Source organism: Lentzea sp. NPDC020367, from assembly GCF_044387305.1.
Taxonomy (GTDB): Bacteria; Actinomycetota; Actinomycetes; order Mycobacteriales; family Pseudonocardiaceae; genus Lentzea.
Genome location: NZ_JBIRVV010000026.1, coordinates 48,582 through 69,170 on the forward strand (window position 1 = coordinate 48,582; position 20,589 = coordinate 69,170).

21 protein-coding genes, 1 tRNA gene and 1 pseudogene are annotated in these 20,589 nt (G+C 68.3%); 11 read left to right on the top strand and 12 right to left on the bottom strand.

Features of this window, described 5'->3' with window-relative positions:
• Positions 1-40: 40 nt before the first annotated feature.
• Entirely contained in the window at positions 41-622 is a 582-nt protein-coding gene (locus ACH413_RS45665) for an NAD(P)H-dependent oxidoreductase (protein WP_360048409.1), read from the top strand.
• Positions 623-632: 10 nt separating this feature from the next.
• Positions 633-1,025, top strand: a complete 393-nt coding sequence (locus ACH413_RS45670) for an NUDIX domain-containing protein (RefSeq protein WP_360048407.1) — start codon at positions 633-635, stop codon at positions 1,023-1,025.
• Here the strand turns inward: ACH413_RS45670 and ACH413_RS45675 are convergent.
• Complete coding sequence (locus tag ACH413_RS45675; protein ID WP_360048405.1) at positions 969-2,114, bottom strand: MFS transporter; 1,146 nt, start codon at positions 2,112-2,114, stop codon at positions 969-971. The two genes, ACH413_RS45670 and ACH413_RS45675, sit on opposite strands and share 57 nt — an antisense overlap.
• 149 nt (positions 2,115-2,263) lie before the next feature.
• Between ACH413_RS45675 and rox the strand changes: the two genes are divergently transcribed.
• From rox to ACH413_RS45700, 5 genes are all read left to right on the top strand, one after another.
• Positions 2,264-3,691, top strand: a complete 1,428-nt coding sequence (gene rox / locus ACH413_RS45680) for a rifampin monooxygenase (protein WP_360048403.1) — start codon at positions 2,264-2,266, stop codon at positions 3,689-3,691.
• 45 nt (positions 3,692-3,736) lie between these two features.
• Complete coding sequence (locus ACH413_RS45685; protein WP_360048401.1) at positions 3,737-4,687, top strand: tetratricopeptide repeat protein; 951 nt, start codon at positions 3,737-3,739, stop codon at positions 4,685-4,687.
• A complete protein-coding gene (locus ACH413_RS45690) occupies positions 4,687-5,010 on the top strand; it encodes a hypothetical protein (protein ID WP_360048400.1) in 324 nt (107 codons plus the stop codon). Before ACH413_RS45685 ends, ACH413_RS45690 begins: the two co-directional genes overlap by 1 nt.
• 75 nt (positions 5,011-5,085) lie before the next feature.
• Entirely contained in the window at positions 5,086-7,206 is a 2,121-nt protein-coding gene (gene secD / locus ACH413_RS45695; RefSeq protein ID WP_360048399.1) for a protein translocase subunit SecD, read from the top strand.
• A 9-nt stretch (positions 7,207-7,215) separates the two neighbouring features.
• Positions 7,216-7,587, top strand: coding sequence for a VOC family protein (locus ACH413_RS45700; protein WP_360048397.1), 372 nt, complete (start codon positions 7,216-7,218; stop codon positions 7,585-7,587).
• A 496-nt stretch (positions 7,588-8,083) separates the two neighbouring features.
• On the opposite strand, the gene ACH413_RS45705 is transcribed toward ACH413_RS45700, so the two are convergent.
• The 3 genes and pseudogenes from ACH413_RS45705 to ACH413_RS45715 all read right to left on the bottom strand — a co-directional run.
• Positions 8,084-8,767: a hypothetical protein gene (locus ACH413_RS45705; protein WP_360048395.1), complete on the bottom strand. Its 684-nt coding sequence runs from the start codon at positions 8,765-8,767 to the stop codon at positions 8,084-8,086.
• 10 nt (positions 8,768-8,777) lie between these two features.
• Positions 8,778-9,191: an NUDIX hydrolase gene (locus tag ACH413_RS45710; protein WP_396426100.1), complete on the bottom strand. Its 414-nt coding sequence runs from the start codon at positions 9,189-9,191 to the stop codon at positions 8,778-8,780.
• Between the two features lie 79 nt (positions 9,192-9,270).
• A pseudogene (locus ACH413_RS45715) lies at positions 9,271-9,435 on the bottom strand (XRE family transcriptional regulator); the annotation flags it as partial.
• On the opposite strand from ACH413_RS45715, the gene ACH413_RS45720 reads away from it, so the two are divergent.
• Together ACH413_RS45720 and ACH413_RS45725 are read left to right on the top strand one after the other, a co-directional pair.
• Entirely contained in the window at positions 9,410-9,985 is a 576-nt protein-coding gene (locus ACH413_RS45720) for a site-specific integrase (protein ID WP_360048393.1), read from the top strand. The pseudogene ACH413_RS45715 and the gene ACH413_RS45720 overlap by 26 nt on opposite strands.
• A gap of 13 nt (positions 9,986-9,998) precedes the next feature.
• The gene (locus ACH413_RS45725; RefSeq protein WP_360048392.1) at positions 9,999-11,159 is read left to right on the top strand and encodes a lactate 2-monooxygenase; all 1,161 of its coding nucleotides are present in this window, start codon (positions 9,999-10,001) and stop codon (positions 11,157-11,159) included.
• Positions 11,160-11,216: 57 nt separating this feature from the next.
• Here the strand turns inward: ACH413_RS45725 and ACH413_RS45730 are convergent, their stop codons facing one another.
• Genes ACH413_RS45730 through ACH413_RS45745 form a run of 4 tightly spaced genes read right to left on the bottom strand, consistent with a single transcriptional unit; the run spans position 11,217 to position 14,308 of the window.
• Positions 11,217-11,996, bottom strand: a complete 780-nt coding sequence (locus ACH413_RS45730; RefSeq protein ID WP_360048390.1) for an ESX secretion-associated protein EspG — start codon at positions 11,994-11,996, stop codon at positions 11,217-11,219.
• A 9-nt stretch (positions 11,997-12,005) separates the two neighbouring features.
• Positions 12,006-13,313 carry a PPE domain-containing protein gene (locus ACH413_RS45735; RefSeq protein ID WP_360048389.1) on the bottom strand — a complete coding sequence of 436 codons (1,308 nt, stop codon included), beginning with the start codon at positions 13,311-13,313 and terminating at the stop codon, positions 12,006-12,008.
• A gap of 4 nt (positions 13,314-13,317) precedes the next feature.
• On the bottom strand, positions 13,318-13,893 hold the full coding sequence (locus ACH413_RS45740) for a DUF3558 domain-containing protein (RefSeq protein WP_360048388.1): 576 nt from the start codon (positions 13,891-13,893) through the stop codon (positions 13,318-13,320).
• A gap of 16 nt (positions 13,894-13,909) precedes the next feature.
• The gene (locus tag ACH413_RS45745; RefSeq protein ID WP_360048386.1) at positions 13,910-14,308 is read right to left on the bottom strand and encodes a hypothetical protein; all 399 of its coding nucleotides are present in this window, start codon (positions 14,306-14,308) and stop codon (positions 13,910-13,912) included.
• A gap of 147 nt (positions 14,309-14,455) precedes the next feature.
• On the opposite strand from ACH413_RS45745, the gene ACH413_RS45750 reads away from it, so the two are divergent.
• Positions 14,456-15,283 (top strand): hypothetical protein, encoded by an 828-nt coding sequence (locus tag ACH413_RS45750; RefSeq protein ID WP_360048384.1) that lies wholly within the window; start codon positions 14,456-14,458, stop codon positions 15,281-15,283.
• Here the strand turns inward: ACH413_RS45750 and ACH413_RS45755 are convergent.
• Positions 15,265-15,906, bottom strand: a complete 642-nt coding sequence (locus tag ACH413_RS45755; protein ID WP_360048382.1) for a helix-turn-helix domain-containing protein — start codon at positions 15,904-15,906, stop codon at positions 15,265-15,267. The two genes, ACH413_RS45750 and ACH413_RS45755, sit on opposite strands and share 19 nt — an antisense overlap.
• A 130-nt stretch (positions 15,907-16,036) precedes the next feature.
• Here ACH413_RS45755 and ACH413_RS45760 point away from each other — a divergent pair, with 130 nt between their 5' ends.
• Complete coding sequence (locus ACH413_RS45760; protein ID WP_360048380.1) at positions 16,037-17,206, top strand: alginate lyase family protein; 1,170 nt, start codon at positions 16,037-16,039, stop codon at positions 17,204-17,206.
• 43 nt (positions 17,207-17,249) lie between these two features.
• Here ACH413_RS45760 and ACH413_RS45765 read toward each other — a convergent pair.
• The 3 genes from ACH413_RS45765 to ACH413_RS45775 all read right to left on the bottom strand — a co-directional run bounded on the left by ACH413_RS45765 (position 17,250) and on the right by ACH413_RS45775 (position 20,523).
• Positions 17,250-17,321, bottom strand: a tRNA-Val gene (locus ACH413_RS45765).
• Positions 17,322-17,373: 52 nt separating this feature from the next.
• The gene (locus ACH413_RS45770; RefSeq protein WP_360048379.1) at positions 17,374-18,756 is read right to left on the bottom strand and encodes a carbohydrate-binding protein; all 1,383 of its coding nucleotides are present in this window, start codon (positions 18,754-18,756) and stop codon (positions 17,374-17,376) included.
• A 123-nt stretch (positions 18,757-18,879) separates the two neighbouring features.
• Entirely contained in the window at positions 18,880-20,523 is a 1,644-nt protein-coding gene (locus ACH413_RS45775) for a bifunctional 3'-5' exonuclease/DNA polymerase (protein ID WP_360048378.1), read from the bottom strand.
• Positions 20,524-20,589 lie beyond the last annotated feature (66 nt).

The window sequence follows — 20,589 nt, forward strand, 5'->3', positions numbered from 1 at the left end:
ACATCTTGACTCGGAAGTTCTTCGCTCGTATGTTCCGAGTATGACCAATCTGCTTCACATCGACACGAGCATCCGGTACGAGGGCTCCGTGACCCGCGAGATCTCCAGCGCGTTCGCGGAGAGCTGGCGTGCCGCGAATCCCGGCTCCGGCTACACCTACCGCGACCTGCACGCGTCGCCGATCCCGCACAAGGACGGCACTGACCAGGGCATTGCCGCCGGCCTGATCGCCGAGGTCGACGACGCCGACGTGCTGCTGATCGGCGCACCGATGTACAACTTCTCGATCCCGTCGACCCTGAAGGCGTGGATCGACCAGGTCGCGACTTCCGAGCACTTCGCCCGTGAGGACGGCACGTTCGCGTGGGGCGGCAAGCGCGTTGTGGTCGTGACGGCCCGGGGCGGTTCGTACAAGCCGGGCACGCCGCGCGAGGGCTTCGACTTCCAGGAGCCGTACCTGCGCGCCGTGCTGTCGATGGTCGGCCTCGACCAGAACCTGGAGTTCGTGCACGCCGAGCTGACCCTGGCGGACGTGGTGCCGCAGATGCACCAGTTCCGCGAGCTCGCCGTCGAGTCGCTGGCCGACGCGCACCGCGTGGTCAAGGAACTCGCCAGCGCCTAACCTCGGTCGCGTGATCGACAAGGTGGCTTGGATCTACTTGAAGGACGGCCGCGTGCTCGGCACGCGGTCAGCGGGCAAGGACACGTACTACCTGCCCGGCGGCAAGCGCGAGCCGGGGGAGTCCGACGTCGAGACGCTCGTGCGCGAGATCCGCGAGGAGCTGTCCGTCGAGATCGACGCGGCGTCGGCGAAGCACCTGGGGACGTTCGAAGCGCAGGCACACGGCCACACGTCGGGGGTGATCGTGCGCATGACCTGCTACACCGCGTCGTTCGACGGGGAACCGGTGGCGTCGGCCGAGATCGAGGAACTCGCCTGGCTCACCACCGCCGACGCGGACCGGATCTCACCGGTCGACCGGATCATCTTCGCCCACCTGCGGGACATCGGAGTGCTGTCCTGACGTTCGCGGACCGCGGCCGCGAACGCCCGTCCACAGCGCCGTTCCCGCGGTGAGTGCCGCGATGACCAGGTAGATCACCTCGAAGTCCACGTTCGCCACGAGCGCGGCACCGGCGGCCAGCCCGAGCGGCACGGCACCGAACACGATGCTCATCGCCGTGGCGCTGACCCGGCCGAGCACGGCGACTGGTGTGCGTTGCTGGACCAGCGTCGCCACCGCGATCACGGTCCAGGCGAGACCCACGCCGTTCACGAACCCCGACACCAGCACCGCGGGCAACCACGCCGACATGCGTGCCGCGGCGGCGACGGCCATCAGCACCAGCCCCGCCGTGACGTTCGCGCGCCTGCCCAGCAGGCCCGCGAGCACCGATCCCGCGCCCTGAGCAGCGGCGAGGACGCCCAGGAACTCAGGTCCGTAGCGCAGGCCGTGCTCCACCAACGGAAACGCCGCCGCCGTGTTCAGCGAGGAGGCGAACAACGCCACCGCCGTGCCGATGATCGGCCACCGGAGCGCCCTGAGGTGCGGCAGGCTCGCGAACTCGCGCGGAGCCGGCGGCGGTTCGTCGACCTTGATCATCGCCGTGGCGCCGGCCGCGAGCAGGAACGACAGCGCGTCGATCGCCACCACCGGCCACGCCCCGTGCGCCGCGAACAGTGCCGCGCCCGCCAACGGCGCGATGAGCTTCATGCCCTCCTGCAACGACGTGCGCAGCCCGTTGACCCTGGCCAGCCGATCGGGCGGGAGCAGCGCCACCAGCAACGCCGGTTCCGCCGCGCTGACGAGCACCGCCTTCGTGCCGTAGAGCAGCAGCACGACGAAGATCACCCAGATCTCGTCGGTGAAGAACAGCACGGCCAGCGCGGGCACGATCGCGAGGTCCGTGCAGATCAGCAACGGCCTGCGGCGGTAGGAGTCGGCGAACCGGCCGATCCACGGGGACAGCACGCCCGGCGCGTAGACGCACAGCAGGGCGAGGGTGGCGAGGGTGTCGCTGCCGGTCAGCGACTTCACCCACACGCCGGAGACCAGCATCATCGCGCTCGTCCCGAAGAACGACAGCACGAGCCCGGCGAAGTACCACCGCACGTCGTGACCCCCAGAAACGACGAAAGAGGAGAGCAGCGCTCTCCTCCCACTTCAACATATAGCGCACGGGGGGCCTTGCCACAAGACCCCGGGTGTGCTTCATCATTTCCCGGCCAACGTCATCTACCTGGGGAAATGGGGAAGACTCCATGATCGACGTCATCATCGCCGGCGGTGGACCGACCGGCATGATGCTGGCTGGCGAGTTGCGTTTGCACGGCGTGAGCGTGCTGGTGCTCGAACGGGATCCGGAGCCGACGAAGGTCGTCCGGGCGCTCGGCATGCACGCGCGCAGCATCGAGATCCTGGACCAGCGCGGCATCGCCGACCGGTTCCTGACGGCCGGCCAGACGCATCCGCTGGCCGGGTTCTTCGCGGGCATCGACAAGCCCGCGCCGGAGCGGCTGAACACGAAGTACCCGGTCGTCCTCGGCTTGCCGCAGCCGATCACCGAACGGCTGCTCGCCGAGCACGCCACCGAGCTCGGCGCCGAGATCCGGCGCGGCAGCACGGTGACCGCGTTCACGCAGGACGACGAGGGCGTGACCGTCGAACTGGCGGACGGCACGTCGGTGCGGACGCGGTACCTGGTCGGGTGCGACGGCGGCCGCAGCACCGTGCGGAAGCTGGCCGGCATCGACTTCCCCGGCGAGCCGTCGCGGGTGGAGACGCTGCTGGGGGAGATGGAGATCGGCATGCCGTGGGAGGAGGCGATGCCGTTGATGCTGGAGGTCCGCAAGCTCCAGAAGCGGTTCGGCATCGGCCCGATCGGCGGCACCGCGACGTACCGGGTCGTCGTGCCCGCGGAGGGGGTGAACGAGGACCGCGCGGTCATGCCGACCCTGGACGACTTCAAGGAGCAGCTCGTCAAGGTCGCCGGAACCGACTTCGGCGTGCACTCGCCGCGCTGGCTGTCCCGCTTCGGCGACGCCACCCGGCAGGCCGAGCGCTACCGCTCCGGCCGCGTGTTCCTGGCGGGCGACGCGGCGCACGTCCACCCGCCGACCGGTGGGCAGGGGCTCAACCTCGGCGTGCAGGACGTGTTCAACCTGGGCTGGAAGCTCGCAGGCGCGGTGCACGGCTGGGCACCTTCTGACCTGCTCGACACCTACGAGGCCGAACGGCACCCGGTGGCCGAGGAGGTGCTGAACAACACCCGCGCGCAGATCGAACTGATGAAGGTCGAGCCGGGGCCGCAGGCCGTGCGGCGGCTGTTCACCGAGCTCGTGGGGTTCGAGGAGGTCAACCGCTACCTGATCGAGAAGATCATCGCGGTCTCCGTCCGGTACGACCTCGGCTCGGAGAACGACCTGGTGGGCAGGCGGATCGGGGACCTGTCGCTCAAGCGCGGCGGCCTCTACGACCAGATGCACGCCGGTCGCGGCATCCTGCTCGACCAGTCCGGGTCGTTGTCGGTCGGTGCCTGGGCGGACCGGGTCGACCACGTCGTGGACGTCAGCGAGGACCTCGACGCGCCCGCCGTGCTGGTGCGGCCGGACGGGCACGTGGCGTGGGCAGGCGAGGACCAGGCGGCGCTCGAAGTGGAGCTCGCGCGCTGGTTCGGGACGGCCGGCTGAGGTCACCCGTTCGAGGGCCGGAGGCGCTTTGCCACACTGTGCGGCGTGTCCGAGCCGATGACAGCCGTGCTGCTGCGCGCAGCCGAGCTCACCGCCTCGGGGAAGCCGCGGCAGGCGATCGACCTGCTGCGGCCCCTCGTGGCGGCGAACCCTCGGCACGCCGAGGCGTGGTGCCGGCTCGCCGCCGCCCACCTCGACCTCGGTGAGGCGGACCAGGCGCTCGACTCGGCGAAGCGCGCGATGGTGCTCGACGGCGAGCCCGCCTGGCCGCAGCGGCTCGCCGCGCTGGCGTTGAGCGACCTCGGCAGGCACGTCGAGGCGGCCGTCGCGGCGCGGGAGTCCGTGCGGCGCAAGCCGGGCGACTGGCGTTGCTACGTCGTGCTCGCCGAGGTCCTCGCCGACAACCCGGACGGGGCCGTGGAGGCGTTCGACTCGGCTCTGCACGCCTCCCAGCTCGCACCGACCGAGGCGCGGGCGTTCCAGGTGCTCGGCGACGCGGCGCTGCGCATGCGCGACTGGGGCACCGCCGAGCACGCGTACCGGTCGGCGATCAAGCTCGACCCGTCCGACGCGGACTCCAAGGCGAACCTCGCGACCGTGCAACGGCGACGTTCTTCCCGGCCCACGCAGCTGCAGTTGAACAAGGTGCAGGTGTGGCGCGCGCTGCGGATGCTCTCGTTGCTGCTGGTCGGCGGCGGTTTACTCGCGCTGATCGCCGGCATGCCCCGGCCGACGCCCTACCTGGGGTTCTTCACCGGCGCGCTGGTGCTGTGCTGCCTGGTCGTGGCGTTGCGGCTGCGTCCGTTCAAGCTGCTGTTCAGCCTGCGCAAGCTCGCCGTGACGGTGTCCCTGCTCGCCGCCTCCGCCCTGATCCTGGTCGGCTGGACCGTCGCGTTGTTCTTCGGAGCCACCACGATGCAGCCACTTGTGCTTTCCTGGTTGTGCGCTGTCGTGGGGGGAGCGCTCGTCTACGTCGGTGGAGGCAGGAAGCGGTGATGCGTCGCAACGCGGTCGCGCTCGCGTTCCTGCTGTTCCTCGGACAGCTGTTCATCGTCGCCGCGCCCGCCGAGCCCGTGGTCTCCGGTGCTGTCGTCCGGCACGGCCACGACTTCGCGAACCTGCCCGTCACCACGCCCAAACCGCACAACCTCCAGGCAGCCCAGGTCCCGCAGGCCCAGGTGCCGTCCGACGTGCCGCCCATCGCGAAGCCCGCGATGCCGATGCGGTTCGTCGTCGCCTTCGCCCGCCGCGTGCACCGCACGCCCGAGGGCATCCGCTGGACCCCGCAGCCCGCTCGTTCACCGCCTTCCGGTCGCTGAATCTCGTTTCCCAGCAACCCTCTTCGGAAGGCTCACTCACCCATGTCGCGCGACAACGCGCGCCGGGGTCTTCTCGTGCGCGGTCTCATAGCGCTCGGGGTCCTCGTCGCATCCGCTTTTCTGCTGCTCACCACAGATCCCCGCCTCGGCCTCGACCTGCGCGGCGGAACCCAGATCGTCCTCGAAGCCAAGGGCGACTCCGACGCCGCCGACCGTTCGCTCGAGGTCCTGCGCCGCCGAGTCGACGCATTGGGCGTCGCCGAACCGGTGATCGCCCGCTCCGGCGAGAACCGCATCGTCGTCGAACTGCCCGGCGTCCAGGACCCCGCCGAGGCGGTGAAGGTCCTCGGCCAGACCGCGCAGCTCACCGTTCAACGCAACGGCCAGACCGTCATGACCGGCGAGGGCATCTCCGACGCGCAGTCCGCGCGCAACCCGCAGGGCGCCGGTTTCGTGGTCAACATCCAGTTCCAGGGCGACGGCGCGAAGACCTGGCAGAAGGTCACCGGCGAGGCGGCCTGCGAGCCGTCCGGCACTCCTGGCCGGCAGATCGCGTTCGTGCTCGACGGCAAGCCGATCTCCTCGCCGGAGGTCAGCCTCGACACGCCGTGCGGCGCAGGTCAGGCAGGCGGCGCGACCACGGTCACCGGCCGCTTCTCCCAGCCGGAGGCCAAGGAACTGGCACTGGTCATCCGCTCCGGCGCGCTGCCCGTGCCAGTCGAGGTGATCGAACAGCGCACCGTCGGCGCGACCCTGGGCGCCGAGGCCATCGAGGCCAGCGCCAAGGCCGCGATCATCGGCATCGCGCTGACCTCGTTGTTCCTCATGGTCGCCTACCGCCTGGCCGGGTTCCTGGCCGTGGTCGCCCTGGTCGGCTACGCGGGCGTCGCCTACGCCGGGTTGCTGGCGGTGGGGGCGACCTTGACGTTGCCGGGTCTGGCCGGCTTCGTGCTGGCGATCGGCATGGCGGTCGACGCGAACGTCCTGATCTTCGAACGAGCGCGCGAGGAGTACGCCCGAAAACCCAATCTCCGCCGCGCCTCCGAGAACGGCTTCCGCGGCGCGCTGAGCGCCATCGCCGACTCGAACGTGACGACACTCCTGGCGGCCGGCCTGCTGTTCTGGTTGGCCACCGGCCCGGTCCGGGGCTTCGGCGTGACGCTGACCATCGGTGTGCTGGCGTCGATGTTCAGCGCCCTGGTGCTGTCGCGCGTCCTGGTGGTCTGGGCCCTCGGAACCCGTTTCGTCGGCCGGCATCCTCAGCTGAGCGGCCTGCACACGTTGGGCTGGGTCCGCCAGCGCCTGTCCGTCGTGCTCTACCGCCGCCCGTCGTTGTGGCTGATCAGCGCCGGTGCCGTGGTGCTGGTGGCGTTCTCGGGCCTCCTCGTGCGGGGCCTGAACCTGGGCGTCGAGTTCACCGGCGGCCGCATGCTCGACTTCACCGCGGGCGGTGCTGTGGACTCCGGTCGCGTGCGCACCGCCCTGGGTGACGCGGGCTTCTCCGACGTGGTCGTCTCGTCGTCGGGCAAAGAGGTCTCCCTGCGCACCGGCCCGATCGACGACGCCATCTCGTCCCGCCTGGGCGAGGTGGTCTCCTCGGCCGTGGACGGCGGCGCCCGCCAGTCGAGCAACGAACTGATCGGCCCGTCACTCTCGTCCGAACTGCGCCGCAACGCAGTGATCGGCCTGGCCATCGCCGTAGCCGCCCAACTCGGCTACCTGGCCATCCGCTTCGACTGGCGCCTCGGCGTGGCCACCGTCGCCGCACTGCTCAGCGACGTCTTCGTCCTGGTCGGCATCTTCGCGTGGATGGGCAAAACGGCCGACGGCGTGTTCCTCGCTGCCCTGCTGACCGTGATCGGCTACTCGGTCAACGACTCGGTGGTCGTCTTCGACCGACTGCGCGAACTGCGAGGCTCCCGCCTGAAGGCCGCGTACCCGGACGTGGTGTCCGACGCGGTGGTCCAAACCGTGCCACGAACCGTGAACACCGGCATCGGCGTGCTGTTCGTGCTGTCGGCACTGTTGGTCCTGGGCGACGGCTCACTGGCCAACTTCGCCACCGCACTGCTGATCGGCCTGGTCGCCGGCACCGCGTCCACAGTGGTCACCGCCGCACCCGTAGCCATCTGGCTGGAGACGCGCTGGCCCAGGCGAGCGGTTTTGAAGAAGCGCCCGGCGGGAGCGCGGGCCTAACGTTTGCGCATGATCACTCATGTGCACTCGACCACCATCAACGTCCGCGATCTGGACGAGGCCTTGAGCTTCTACGTGGACGTGCTGGGCTGGGAGAAGCGACAGGACAGCAACGCGGCGGGCATGCGCTGGCTGACCGTCGCTCCTCCCGGCGCCCGGACGGCGTTCGCGCTGACCCTGGCGGACGCGCCGAACGTGTCGTTCGCGATGGGCTGCGGCATCTCGCTCATCTCAGACGACATCGACGGCGACGTCGCCGGGCTGGTGGGGAAGGGGGTGCGGGTGAAGGGCGCGCCGGAGACCATGCCGTGGGGTGATCGGGCCACCTGGTTCAGCGACCCTTTCGGCAACGAGTTCTTCCTAGTGCAGCTCGCTTCGTAGCAAAGTAGGCGGCATGACCTCCTTCGCCGGGTACCAGAACGAGATCTTCTGGTTGCGTGGTCGGCGGACCTGCGTCTGTCCGCAGAGGACATCGCTTGAGCAGCGGGAACTATCTCCGTAGTTCTCACGGATTCTCGTGGTCGCCCGACGTCCCACGGCCTGGGGGACGGCCTGGCCGTGACTGACCATGGCGTGTCGGGGTGAGGCCCCTTCTCGTTGGCAAGGCGGTGGAGCCGTCGCGGCAGTCGATCGCCGTGACCAGCTCGGTCGGCAGCGTCACGCGCGATCGTCCCGACTGGGACACCTGCCAAAGCCCAATGGGTCGGGTTCCGTCGTCGGTGGCGTGCTGCCGCGCCGGAGGACCGACGGCGGAGCGAAGCGGGAGCCCGGCGTGCCCGGATGGATGTGGCCACGCTGGTAGGCGACTGGCCCAGTGCGTGCCGCCGACGGCGGCGCCTTGATCCCATAAAGCAGAATTCAGCAGTGAGAGATCTTGCTAGTCTTTGGCGGTGTGTACGGAACTCAAGTCGAGGAGCATTTTCCGCTGAAGCTCGTCCACTGCCTTCTTGAGCTTGCTGTAGAGATCTTCTTCTTCGTCGTCTGAAGCGCTGACGTAATTCCTCAGAGCCGATAGGACTGCCTGACAGGCTGGCTGTAGATTTCCTTCGCTCAGAAATTCTATCTCTGCTAGGCCTGCTTCTAGTTCCTCCATTGCGACCTGTGTGTGCAGGCCAACGGTCGAGTATCCTCTTTGTCTATGTACGGCGTCGACAATGTTTTGTACGACCTGAGTGCGCTCTTCTCCTTCTTTGAGGTCGGTAACTTTAGCTCGCAGGTGCTGCAGTTTCTCTCGTTCTCCTGGGGGCAGTTGGTCAACCTCGGCGCTATCGAGAACGGCGAGGAACTCCTGCTCGTATTGCTTAAGTGATTTATCCAGTGAGGCGCGGGTGAGGCGCGAGGTGAATTTCTCTGAATATGTAAATCCAACTGCTCGGCCTAGTCTTGCGATGACCTTGCTATAGGTCTCTCGCTTGACTTTCTCTATCTCAAAGAAGTTCTTTCGGTAGTCTTGCTGCTCTGCTATATATTTTTGCGTCTGGCGTTGGCGCTCGCCTACTTTGTAGGTCGAATAGATGCCGGCTAGACCAACTAGTGCTGTGCCGACCCACTCGTAGGCCATGATCGATACCTCATATGTAATAGGGGGATGGCCGTTCTTCATGTCCGTAATTGATTCTAATTTTGATTGAGGGGTTTACGTTTAGCTCGGATATGAGGGCGCGCTCTATCCAATGAACTTCCTTGGACTCGCTGCTGGTGTGAAGCTCTCCGCCCACATGCCGAGCTCGGAAACAGATGGAGAACTCCTGACGTACCCCGCCGCCGTCGTCGTCGTAGGCGATGACGTGATCGGGGTTGGAGTACAACCCGATGAGTCCCGTAACCTTGACGTCAACGCCGGTCTCCTCCTTGACCTCCCGGATCGCCGCCTGAGCAAGCGTCTCGCCGACTTCCTGTTGTCCGCCACGGATCGCGTACTTGTCGTTGTCTGTCCGGCGGATCATCAGCAACCGCCCGGCGTCGTCCTGGACGAACGCGCTCACGGCGGTCGGAGGCTGTTGGCGTTCGGGGCGTTCGGGGCGTTCGGGTCGTGGAAGTGGTCCACGCGCGCCATGCGTCTCCTTAGAACGTTGCTGGCTTCGACAGGTTCCAAACGTGCTCGAAGCTCTCAGAGTAGGTCTCGAAGAGGTCGCCTGCACCGAGGCGGCGCAGGTGCAGGGCCGGAGCGTGTGCACCCTGGAACCCATACACGTGCGTGTTGATGATCATCTCGTCGTCGATCCGGAAGAGAGTGGTCGACAACGTGCACGTCTTCGCGCCTCCCAAGGGAGGGAAGGAACGAGACGTGCCACTGCCTGAAAGCGTCCTGCGGGACCTGGACGACTACATGAAGAACTTCCCGCCGGTCGAGGTCACGTTGCCGTGGAAAGAGGCTGACGGGGAGCCGGAAACGGTCTCGCTCATCCTCGTGAACCAAGACGGCAAGCCTGTCCGCAGGGATGGCTTCAACCAGTACGTGTGGTGGCCCGCCCTGAAAAGGGCCAAGGTAACCAGGACACTGCGGCAAGACGGGATGCACGCGCTGAGGCACTTCTACGCTTCGATACTCCTTGATGCGGGCGAGTCGATCAAGGCTCTTGTCGAGTGGCTCGGGCACGCGGACCCGGCCTTCACGATGCGCGTCGACACCCACCTGCTGCCGTCCAGCAGCGATCGGACGCGGAAGGCGGTAGACCGGGTGCTTGCGCCTCCGCCCGATGACAACGAGCGTGATCGGGCCACCTGGTTCAGCGACCCTTTCGGCAACGAGTTCTTCCTAGTGCAGCTCGCTTCGTAGCAAAGTAGGCGGCATGACCTCCTTCGCCGGGTACCAGAACGAGATCTACCTTCAAGGGCTCGGTGGCGCAGTGCCGCCGTTCACCACCGATCCGGACGCGCTGGAGCAGTCCGCGCGCGACAGGCTCGGACCGGGCCCGTTCTGGTACGTGGCGGGAGGCGCGGGTTCGAGTGCCACCGTGCGGGCGAACCGCGAGGCGTTCGACCGCGTGCGGATCGTGCCGCGGATGCTGACCAACGCGACCGAACGGCACCTCGGCGTCACTGTGCTGGGCACCGAGTTGCCGGCGCCGGTGATGCTCGCACCCGTTGGCGTGCAGTCGATTCTGCACCCGGACGGCGAACTGGCGACTGCGCGGGCGGCGGCTGAGCTCGGTGTGCCGATGGTGCTGTCGACGGCCTCGTCGCACACCATCGAGGAGGTCGCCGAGGCGTCCGGCGACGGGCCGCGCTGGTACCAGCTCTACTGGCCGAACGACCCCGACGTGTGTGCGTCGTTGCTGGATCGGGCGCGCAAGGCCGGGTACACGGCGCTGGTCGTCACTTTGGACACTTGGACGTTGGCGTGGCGGCCGCACGACCTGGACCAGGCCTACCTGCCGTTCCTGCGTGGGGTGGGCACGGCGATTCCGTTCAGCGACCCGGTTTTCCGCGCCGGACTGCAGAAGTCGCCCGAGGAGGATCTGCCGATGGCGATCCTGCGGTGGGTGCAGCTGTTCACCGGCACCGACAAGTCGTGGGACCAGCTGGCGTTCCTGCGCGAGCACTGGGACGGGCCGATCGTCCTGAAAGGAATCCAGCACGCGGACGACGCGCGCAAGGCCGTCGAGTACGGAATGGACGGTGTCGTCGTCTCGAACCACGGCGGGCGTCAGGTGGACGGCGCGGTCGGCTCGCTGGACGCGTTGCCGTCCATCGTCGAGGCGGTGGGGGAGCAGATCGACGTGCTGTTCGACTCCGGGATCCGCACCGGCGCGGACATCGTCAAGGCACTGGCGTTTGGTGCCAAGGCCGTGATGGTGGGGCGGCCCTTCGCGTACGGGCTGGCGCACGGCGGTCAGGTCGGCGTGAAGCACGTGCTGCGCAGCCTGCTCGCGGACTTCGACCTGACGCTGGGGCTGTCGGGTCACCGCAGCCCGGCCGACCTGGGGCCGGACGCGCTGCGGTTCTCCTGAACGACGTCGGCCGGGCCGCAGCTGCGACCCGGCCGACGGGGCAGTTCTTCTTCGCCTTTACGGCATGGTGGCGGTCATCCGCGCCAGCGTGCCGAAGTCGGCTGGCTGCACCCGCAGCCAGCCGTCGCTCTTCGCCGCGAGGTACCGCCCGCTCGGCGTGTCGATGTAGGTGAGCGGGTTGACGCAGCGCTGCTTGCGGCCCATGTGATCGCGCTTGGCCGAGAAGACCTGACCGCCGCCGGTGCGCGGCTGGCTCATGATCTCGTTGAGCTGCGCGACCAGTTGGTCGTTGGGCGTGCTCGTCGGCCTGCTCTGCTGCATGAACGAGCCGGTGTCCTCGTAGGACTGCCGCGGCTTCTGCTGCAGCGCTTCCTCGGGCAGCGTGATCGGGTTGCCCCTGCCCGCCGGCGTGGGAGGCAACGCGCCGACCAACGCCTGCGGTGCCTCGTCCGCGCGCACCGGTTCGAGCACGAACTGCTGGTCCTGGGTGAGCAGGATCCGCAGCGCGTCCTGGCCGTTCGACACGACCAGCACGCTCTGCTGCGGGCCGTCCTTCAAGCTGAAGAACGCCCAGTACTCCACACCCGCCTCGACCACGAGCCGCAACGCGTTCGCCAGATCCGGGTGGATCTGCCCGCCGCGCGCGAGCCCGTACTGCTCGAGCTGCGCCCACGCCGACCGCTGCAACCGTTCGAGCTCGCTCACGTCGCCCGACTCGAGGAGATCCTCGTCGAAGTCGACCTGAGCGATCAGTGCACGGTGCAGCGTCGGCAGGCCCGCGGCCTGCCACGCCTGGTAGAGCGCCGTGACAGGGATTGCGACCCTGCTCCGCAGCACGATTCCCCCTTATCCGCCGATGACCGGCGGAGCAACCATTGTTCCGTCGCCGAAGATGTCCTCGGTCTCCTGCAGGTAGGACGCGGACTTGTGCTCCTTGTCCTCCTCGCCGTCGCCACGACCGCCACCGGCGCCCATACCTCCGGCGCCCATGCCGCCCGCACCACGGCCACCGGCACCCGCGGCACCGGCACCGGACGGCCCGAAGCCACCGGCGCCACCACGACCGTCACCGGCAACACCGGACGCGCCACCGAAGCCGCTGCCCATGCCGCCAGGACCACCCATGCCCTTGGCCGCCGCGGCGCCACCGAGGCCGCCACCGCCGGGTCCGCCGAGGCCACCGCCACCGCGACCACCGCCGGCACCACCACCGCCACCGCCGCCGGGCCCGCCAAGGCCACGGCCACCGGGTCCACCGGGACCGTTGGGGCCGCCAGGACGGTTGCGCGGGTTGTTGGGGTCGAGCGGGCCACCGGGACGACGCGGGTCGTTCGGGTTGAACACGCCGTCCGGCGGCTGGTTCGGGACGCCGATGTTGGGCGGCGGACGCCGCCCGCCGTCATCGGTGGGCGGCTGCGGGAACCGGTCGTCGACACCCGCGGTGCTGGTGTCGTCATTACCGCCGCCAGGAGGCTTCCACGCGGCCAGCTGGGAGTCGTCCGAGCCGTTCCGGTCGCCACCGCCGCCGGGCGGGTTGCTGCCGATGGGCGGCGGCTCGCCGTGTTTCGGCGGGGTGACCGGCGGGATCGGGGGCTCTTTGCTCTCTTCGAGATTGCCCTCGGTAGCCGTCGGCGCGATGAACGTCGGCTGGTTGTCCATGCTCGCGTTGACGGCGCCCGCGTACTGGTTGAACGCGCGGACGTTCGCCTCGCTGACCTGCTGGTTCTTCTCGAGCGCCTTGTCGTAGTCGGTGTCCCACGGGCGCCAGTCGTTCAGGAACGGCTTGTCGGGGACGGTCGGCGGCATCGACATCGCGTTCTTGGCGTCGACGTACGCGCTGCCGACGGTGTCGGCGGTCGTGCCGGCCTGGGTCGCGGACTCGCCGGTGACGGTCGCCCAGGTCGCGAGAGGTGAGGTGTTTCCACGGGCCGCGTCACCCGCGGAGCCCTCCCAGGCGGCGCCGGAGTCGCGCACGGCCTTCTCGATCAACTGGGCGACGTCCCCGTGCCCGGTGGAGAGATTGCGCCAGGCCTGCGAGGTGACAGAGGTGCTCTGGCCGGGCCCCTTGCCGTTCTCGAACCACTTGTAGATCGTTTCGCCGCCCGCGAAGGGGAGCATCGCGAAACCGCCGATGTTCGGCTCATCCCCAGCCATCTCGCTACCCCTTCAGGTTTGTGATGATCAGCTGCGCTACGCGCTCTGCCTCCGGGCAGGCCTTCTTGGTGGCCCGCTCGTCAGCGGCGGTACCGACCTGCACCGTGACCGAGTCGGTCGCCGACGCCTGGAGAGACGCCTGACAGGCCAGTTCCCCGTCGATGGCGTCGGTGACGACGACCCGGACACCGTCGACCTTCTTGTCGGTGAAGACCGGGTTGCCCTTGAGGTTTCCGACGATCTCGTCGAACGACTTCTTCTCGGTCACGTTGACCGTGTACCGGGAGTTCTTGATGACGTCCTGGCCCTTCCAGGCGCAGTTCGGACCGAGCACCGAGGAACCGGGTTCGGGAGCACGCACCGACCCGAGCGTGGTGACCTGGCCCGCCGTCAGGATGCTGCACGGGTCGCTGAGGTACTTGGCGATGCTGAGACCTGGGCCGCTACCGGTACTGGTGGGATCGCTGCTCGTCTGGCCGGCGCTGGTCTGCGGAGCCGTCGTGGGGTTGCCACCGGTCTGAGTGCTCGTGCACCCGGCCAACGCACCGAAGGCGAGCGCGGCGGTCAGCAGGGCGGTCATGCGCTTCAAGATCGTGTCAGCCCTTCATCGCGGACTGCGCCGCTTCATCGGTCTTCTGGTAGTCGGCGAGTTGCTTCTCGATGTTCTTGATGGTCAGCTCCAGCGCTCGCTGAGCCTCCCGATTCGCCCAGCGGTAACCGCCGGACTCGGCTCCGGCCGTCTTGCGCATGGCGAGCGTCGCGTAGCCGCTGAACGGGTCGGGGCCGGGGGCGCCGGCGGTCTGGATCTGGCCGGCCTCGGTTTCCAGTTCCATCAGCCGCTCGATGGCCTTCTTCAGGCCTTCGATCATCGTCCGGGCCTGGTCCGGGTCAACGCTGAACCTCACGACTCCGCCGCCGGCGGCACCCGCGGCTGCTCCCGCTGCGGCACCCGCCGCTGCCCCGACCACGGGTACGAGTGCGTCGAACATCAGCATCCTGGCCAGCTCCCCTCAGAACTCCACACCCCTGTTAGAGGATTTTCGCATAGGACCGGTTCCCCGCGGAGTCGAACGGATCAGCTGATCAGGTCACATGGCCGATTCGTTCAAGACCGCACACGGTGACCGGCATAGGTTCGAGGCATGATCGAACAGGCGAGGAACTTCCTCTGGCTCAACGCCCGCACGCTGGAACAGCGCTGGTTCGAACACGCTTTCGCCGGCGGAAGCGCCGAGCACGTGGTCAGCGCCGTGCTGGCTTATCGCAACGACGACGGCGGCTACGGGTACGGCCTCGAACCCGACCACCGCGGTCCCACCAGCCAGCCGTTGCACGCCCTGCGCGCGCTCCAGCTGTTCGTCGAGGTCAACGCCCCGGAGCAGGCCGAATCGATCCTGCGCTGGCTCACCGACACCTGCCCGGACGGAAGTGTCCCGTTCGGCATGTCCACCTCGAAGGACCACCCCAAGGCACCCTGGGTCGCCGCCGACGACCAGGGCGGACTCCTCCTGACCGCCCAGATCGCCGCCGCACTCCACGCGCTCGGCACGACCCACCCGTGGCTCGACAAGGCCACGGACTACTGCTGGCAGGAGATCGAGAAGCTCGAGCAGACCCACCCGTACGAGCTGCGAGCTGCGGCGATGTTCCTGGACGAGGTGCCGGACCGGTCCCGCGCCGAGCTCGCGGCGGAGAAGCTCAAGCACCTCCAGCCGAGCACCGAGGGATACGCGGACGGCGAAGCGCTCGAGCCGCACACCTACGCGCAGAAACCCACCAGCCTCGCCTGCGGCTGGTTCACCGAGAAGGAACTGGCCGAAGACCTCGACGAACTCGAACGGGGCCAGCAGGAGGACGGCGGCTGGAACTTCGGCTTCCCCGCCTTCACCCCGATCGTCGACTTCGAATGGCGTTCCATCGCCACGGTCGACGCACTGCTGACCCTGCGCCGCTACGGCCGGATCAGCTGACCCAACGGCACTCCGGCCAACGCGCGCACCTCGCGGGCCAGGTGAGCCTGGTCCGCGTAGCCGGCCTCGAAGGCGACGGCGGCGAACGGCACCCCGCTCCAGGCCAGCCGAAGAGCCACGTCGAACCGCAGCACCCGCTGCAACACCTTGGGCGGATACCCGAACGCGTCCAGGCACCGCCGCCGCAGCTGACGTGAGCTCAGCCCGATCTCCCACGCCGCCGACGCCACGTCCACGGAACGCAACAACGAAGCCGTCGCGGCCACCGCCGGATCCACGACCACCCGCGAGGCGCAGAACGCCACCATCTCGGAGAACGACGAGAGCCGCGCGGCAGGCACCAGGTCAGACAACGGCACCCGCAGATCCCGGACGGCATGCGCGGGCACCCCGAACACCGACGGGAACGCTCCCGGCGGCAACCGCACCCCGTACAACGTCCCGGGAGCGACCACGGCGAGCTGAGCCGAAGCGTCCGGACCGGCCACGAACAGCGCGCCGGTGGCGGGCGCCCACATCAGGTCGGTGCAGCCGTCCGGCACCACCCGCTGCACGGTCGGCGAAGACACCGTCCGCGTCCAGAGGCAGGTCAGACCCGCGGGAGCAGGACGTTCGGCGTACACCGGTCCATTGTCTCAGCTCCGCAAGAGGACCGGACCTGTTTCCGGTCCCTGCAAACGTTGTCATCCGTGGTAGGCAAGAACAAAACTCCCGTCGCCACACCCCACGAGGAGACGACCGAAGGACAACTTCATGCGAGGCAAACCCCTGCACAAAGCCTTGGCAGCAGCGACGGCGGCGCTACTCCTGCTGACCGGAGCGCCGTCGGCCCAGGCCGCCCCGCCCACGTTCACCCACCCCGGCGTGCTCGTGAGCAAGGGCCAGCTGGACGTCATGCGCACCCGCGTCAACGCCGGCACCCAGCCGCAAAAGCGGGCCTACGACGCGATGATGGGCTCCCGGTACGCGTCCCTGTCGTACACGCCGCACCCACGCGCGGTGGTCGAGTGCGGTCCGGTGTCCAATCCCAACAACGGCTGCACCGACGAACGCGAAGACGCCATCGCCGCCTACACCCACGCACTGGCCTGGTACGTGACGCGCGACGCCAGGTACGCCAACAAAGCCATCCAGATCATGGACGCCTGGTCCGCCACGATCCGCGACCACACCCACGACAACGCCCACCTGCAGACGGCGTGGTCGGCGTCGAGCTGGCCGCGCGCCGCCGAGATCATCAAGCACGTCTACGGGACCTGGCCCAACGCGGGCAGGTTCGGCACGATGCTGCGCAACGTCTACTACAACGAGATCCAGGGCAGCGACCCCCGCACGGGCAACTGGGAGCTCAGCATCGCCGAGGCCATCGTCGGCATCGGCGTGTTCCTGGACGACAAGGCCATCTACGACCGCGGCATCAGCCTCTACCGCGCCAGGGTCCCCGCGTTCATCTACCTCACGTCGGACGGCGCTCTGCCGAAAACCGTGCCCAGCAACAACCTCAACACCCGCGAGAAGATCATCGGCTTCTGGCACAACCAGTCGACGTTCGTGAACGGCCTCACCCAGGAGACCTGCCGCGACTTCGTCCACACGGGATACGGCCTGTCCGCGATCTCGCACGTGGCCGAGACCTCCCGCATCCAGGGCGTCGACCTCTACCCCGAGGTCGGCACGCGCCTGCGCGAGGCACTGGGCTTCCAGGCCACCTACGAACTGAACGGGCCGCCGTCGTGGCTGTGCGGGGGAGCGGTCAAACGCGGCCTCGGCCCGATCACGGAGGTCGGCTACAACGCCATGCACAACAGGCTCGGCAACCCCATGCCCAACACCGAGACGTGGACGACCCAGCGCCGCCCGCTCGGCACCAACAACCTGTTCGTGTCGTGGGAGACGCTGACCCACGGCGACAACCTGGGCTAGAACAAGAAGAAGGGCCCGTCGCCAGACGGGCCCTTCTCTCAAGTGGACGATACTGGGATTGAACCAGTGACCCCTACCGTGTCAAGGTAGTGCTCTCCCGCTGAGCTAATCATCCGTGTCGTACGGATGACATTCTAGCGGACGAACCGGTCCCTTCGCTCAGGGGGTCAGAGGCCGAACTTCACCCAGTTCACGCTCACGTAAGCCGCCGGCTGGCCGCTCGTGAACGTCACGTACACGTCGTGCGTGCCGGAGATGTTCGAGATGTTCGCGGGGATCGTTCTCCACGCGTCCCACCCACCGGTGTTGCCGACCGCGAACGAACCCGCCGGAGTCGCCGTGCGCGATCCGAGCCGCACCTCGACCAGGCCGCTCACCCCACTCCCGGCGCCGGAGGCGACGCGAGCGAGGAACTGGGTCGCGGGGCCGTTGCCGAAGTTCACGCCGGAGAACTTCAGGTAGCCGCCGTTCGCGATCTGATGAACGCCGGAACCACCATCCCCAGGCGCCACCGAACCACCGGAGCGTTCCGAGGCGTTCTCCGCCTGCAGCTCGCTGTACGCGGAACCCCCACCGCCGGGGTTCGACGTGGTGGTCGTGGTCGTCGGGGGAGTGGTGGTCCCGCCACCAGCCGAGAAGACGGCCACGTAGTCCACGACCATCGAGTGCCCGGATTGCGTGGCCGCGACAGGGGTCGGCTGGTTGTTGTTCAGCGCGTTCGGGAACGCGCCGCCCATCGCTAGGTTGAGCAGGATGAAGTGCCCCGCGTGCGACGTCATCGCGTTCCACACGTTGACACCGACCCGGGCCTGCGTGACCTGGTGGAACGACTGGCCGTCGACGAACCACGTGAACGTCTTCGCGGCGTCGTCCCACTCGAAGCGGTAGGTGTGGAAGGCGGACTGGCAGGACGAGCCGGGGCACGCCCGCGAGTTGCCGATGCCGGTGAACTCACCGCAGGCACCGCCGGGAGCGACGTCGCAGTGCAGCACGCCCCAGACGGAGTTGATGCCGTTGACGTTCTCCATGATGTCGAACTCGCCGATGCCCGGCCAGTTCCAGTAGTTGCCGCGGTACGGCGCGCCCAGGGTCCAGAACGCGGGCCAGTAGCCCAGAGCGGCCTCGCCGGTCACGTTCGGCATCTGGATCCGGCCCTCGATGGCGAGCTTGCCGCCCGTCGGAGGCTTGAAGTTGGAGCGCTGGGTCTCGATGCGCGACGACGTCCAGTTGCCCGCGCCGTCCTTCAACGCGGTGATGCGCAGGTTGCCGTTGCCGTCGAGCTTCAGGTTGTTGGTGCTGTTCGTGTAGTTCTGGATCTCCCCGGTGCCCCAGTTGGCAGGTCCGCCGGGGTAGCCGTGGCCGGTGTCGATGATCCAGTTGGAGCTCGACGGCAGCGATCCGTTCGAACCGTTGAAGTCGTCACCCCACACCTGCGTCCATCCCGAAGCAGGGGGAGGGATCGAAGCGTTGGCGGACATGGCGGCGATCGCCAGGGGGACCGCGGCAATAAGAGCTGTCGTGGCCGCGAGGATGCGGCGGCGTTGCCTCATGCGCGAGTGACCTCCTTGTCACGGGTGCAGTCCACTTATGAGAGCGCTCTCACGGTGTAAGAACAAGCGCCCGTTCGGACCAACGACGCAGAACGCACGAGGACACGAGCGTCTCGTTTGGACTTATTTCGCGTCTGCGTAGCAGGTCACGGGCACCGCGTTCATCGGGAAGCGCACCGCCGTGTCGCCGAACAGAAGTCGCGTCGCCTCCCGCCCGGCCTCGGCGATCGCCTCGATCACGGCGTCGGCCTCGGCGAGCGGGCAGTGCACGAGCACCTCGTCGTGCTGGAAGAACACCAGGTGCGCGTCGGCGGGCAACCGGCTGCGCAGCACGCCCAGCAACGCCGCCGTCCAGTCCGCCGCGCTGCCCTGGACCACGAAGTTGCGGGTGAACCGGCCCCAGTTGCGCGCCGCCTGCCGCGACGAGCTCGACGACTCACCCGACTCGTCGGCACCGCCGGTCAGCTCCTGCCACGCCGCCGACGGAGTGGGTGACGTGCGACCCAGCCTTGTGCGCACCATCCGGCCCTGCTCGCCGGCGCGCGCGGCGCTCTCCACGTAGCCGACGGCGACGGGAAACCTCTTGCGCAGCACGGCGAGCAGCGGCCCGGCCTCACCCGAGGTGCCGCCGTACATGGCCGACAGCATCGCGATCTTCGCGCGCGGCCGTTCGCCCTTGAACGAGTCTTCCGCCAGCGCCGCATAGAGATCGTCGTCCGTGCACACCTCGATCAGCCGCGAATCCCCTGACAGCGCAGCGAGAATCCGCGGTTCGAGCTGCGACGCGTCCGCCGCCACCAGACACCAGCCGTCGTCCGCGATCACGGCCTGGCGCATCAGCCGCGGAATCTGCAACGCCGCCCCGCCCCGCGACGCCCAACGCCCGGAAACCACGCCACCGACGACGTAATCAGGCCGGAACCGCCCGTCCGAAACCCACGCATCGAGCCACGACCACCCGTGCGCCACCCACAGCCGTGCGCGCTCCTTGTAGTCCAGCAGCGGTGCGACGGCAGGGTGGTCGACCTTCTTCAGCACCCACCGCCGCGCCGACGGCACCTCGACGCCGGCCCGCGCGAACGCCCGCACGATGCTGGCCGGCGCGTCCGGGTTCATCTCCTTGCCCCCGAACGCCTCCTGGATCTGATCCGCCAGGTCCTGCAACAACTTCGGCCGCTGACCGGGCGCCGGCCGCGGCCCGAGCACCTCCTCCAGCAGCCGGACGTGCACGTCCTCCCGCCACGGCAACCCGTGGAACGTCATCTCCGCCGCCACCAGCGCCGACGCCGACTCCGCCGCGATCAGCAGCCCCAAAGCCGGATTCCTTTGCTGCGAACGGAAAACCATCGACAACGCGGCCAGCTCGTCCGTGTCGCCCGGCAGCGCCACCGGCTCCGGCCCGAACAACGTCAGCGCGTCGTCTTTCTTGGGCGGCCCGACATCGGCAGGAGCAGGCAGCCCGAGCACTCGCGCCAGCGCACCGGGCAGTTCCTTCGGCTCCCGATGCCGACCCTCGGCGCCGAGCAGCAACGATTCGGTCAGGTGCAGGTCCCAGCACCGGTCGACCCGCACCCCGGCGGCGAGCAGCACGGGGTAGATCTCGGACGTGTCCGCCCACACCCAGCGCGGCTTGTGGGCGCGCTCCAGCGACGCGACGGCGGGAGCCAGCGACGAAGCTGTCATCACAGGACCAGACGGCGTCCCGTCGTCCTGAAGCTTCTGCCACCGTCCCGCACCGTCCGCCTCGGCAACCAGAGCGACCAGCACACCTGGGATTGTGCCGAACAGGTCTGACAATTTCAGTCCAGGCTGAGACTTTCACGAGTAACCAGT

Coding starts and splice junctions, on each gene's coding strand:
- ACH413_RS45760 (WP_360048380.1), top strand. CDS start 16,037: ATGCGAGGCAAACCCCTGCACAAAGCCTTGGCAGCAGCGACGGCGGCG.
- ACH413_RS45770 (WP_360048379.1), bottom strand. CDS start 18,756: ATGAGGCAACGCCGCCGCATCCTCGCGGCCACGACAGCTCTTATTGCC.
- rox (WP_360048403.1), top strand. CDS start 2,264: ATGATCGACGTCATCATCGCCGGCGGTGGACCGACCGGCATGATGCTG.
- ACH413_RS45720 (WP_360048393.1), top strand. CDS start 9,410: ATGATCATCTCGTCGTCGATCCGGAAGAGAGTGGTCGACAACGTGCAC.
- ACH413_RS45740 (WP_360048388.1), bottom strand. CDS start 13,893: ATGACCGCCCTGCTGACCGCCGCGCTCGCCTTCGGTGCGTTGGCCGGG.
- ACH413_RS45725 (WP_360048392.1), top strand. CDS start 9,999: ATGACCTCCTTCGCCGGGTACCAGAACGAGATCTACCTTCAAGGGCTC.
- ACH413_RS45705 (WP_360048395.1), bottom strand. CDS start 8,767: ATGGCCTACGAGTGGGTCGGCACAGCACTAGTTGGTCTAGCCGGCATC.
- ACH413_RS45700 (WP_360048397.1), top strand. CDS start 7,216: ATGATCACTCATGTGCACTCGACCACCATCAACGTCCGCGATCTGGAC.
- ACH413_RS45735 (WP_360048389.1), bottom strand. CDS start 13,313: ATGGCTGGGGATGAGCCGAACATCGGCGGTTTCGCGATGCTCCCCTTC.
- ACH413_RS45690 (WP_360048400.1), top strand. CDS start 4,687: ATGCGTCGCAACGCGGTCGCGCTCGCGTTCCTGCTGTTCCTCGGACAG.
- ACH413_RS45750 (WP_360048384.1), top strand. CDS start 14,456: ATGATCGAACAGGCGAGGAACTTCCTCTGGCTCAACGCCCGCACGCTG.
- ACH413_RS45665 (WP_360048409.1), top strand. CDS start 41: ATGACCAATCTGCTTCACATCGACACGAGCATCCGGTACGAGGGCTCC.
- ACH413_RS45745 (WP_360048386.1), bottom strand. CDS start 14,308: ATGCTGATGTTCGACGCACTCGTACCCGTGGTCGGGGCAGCGGCGGGT.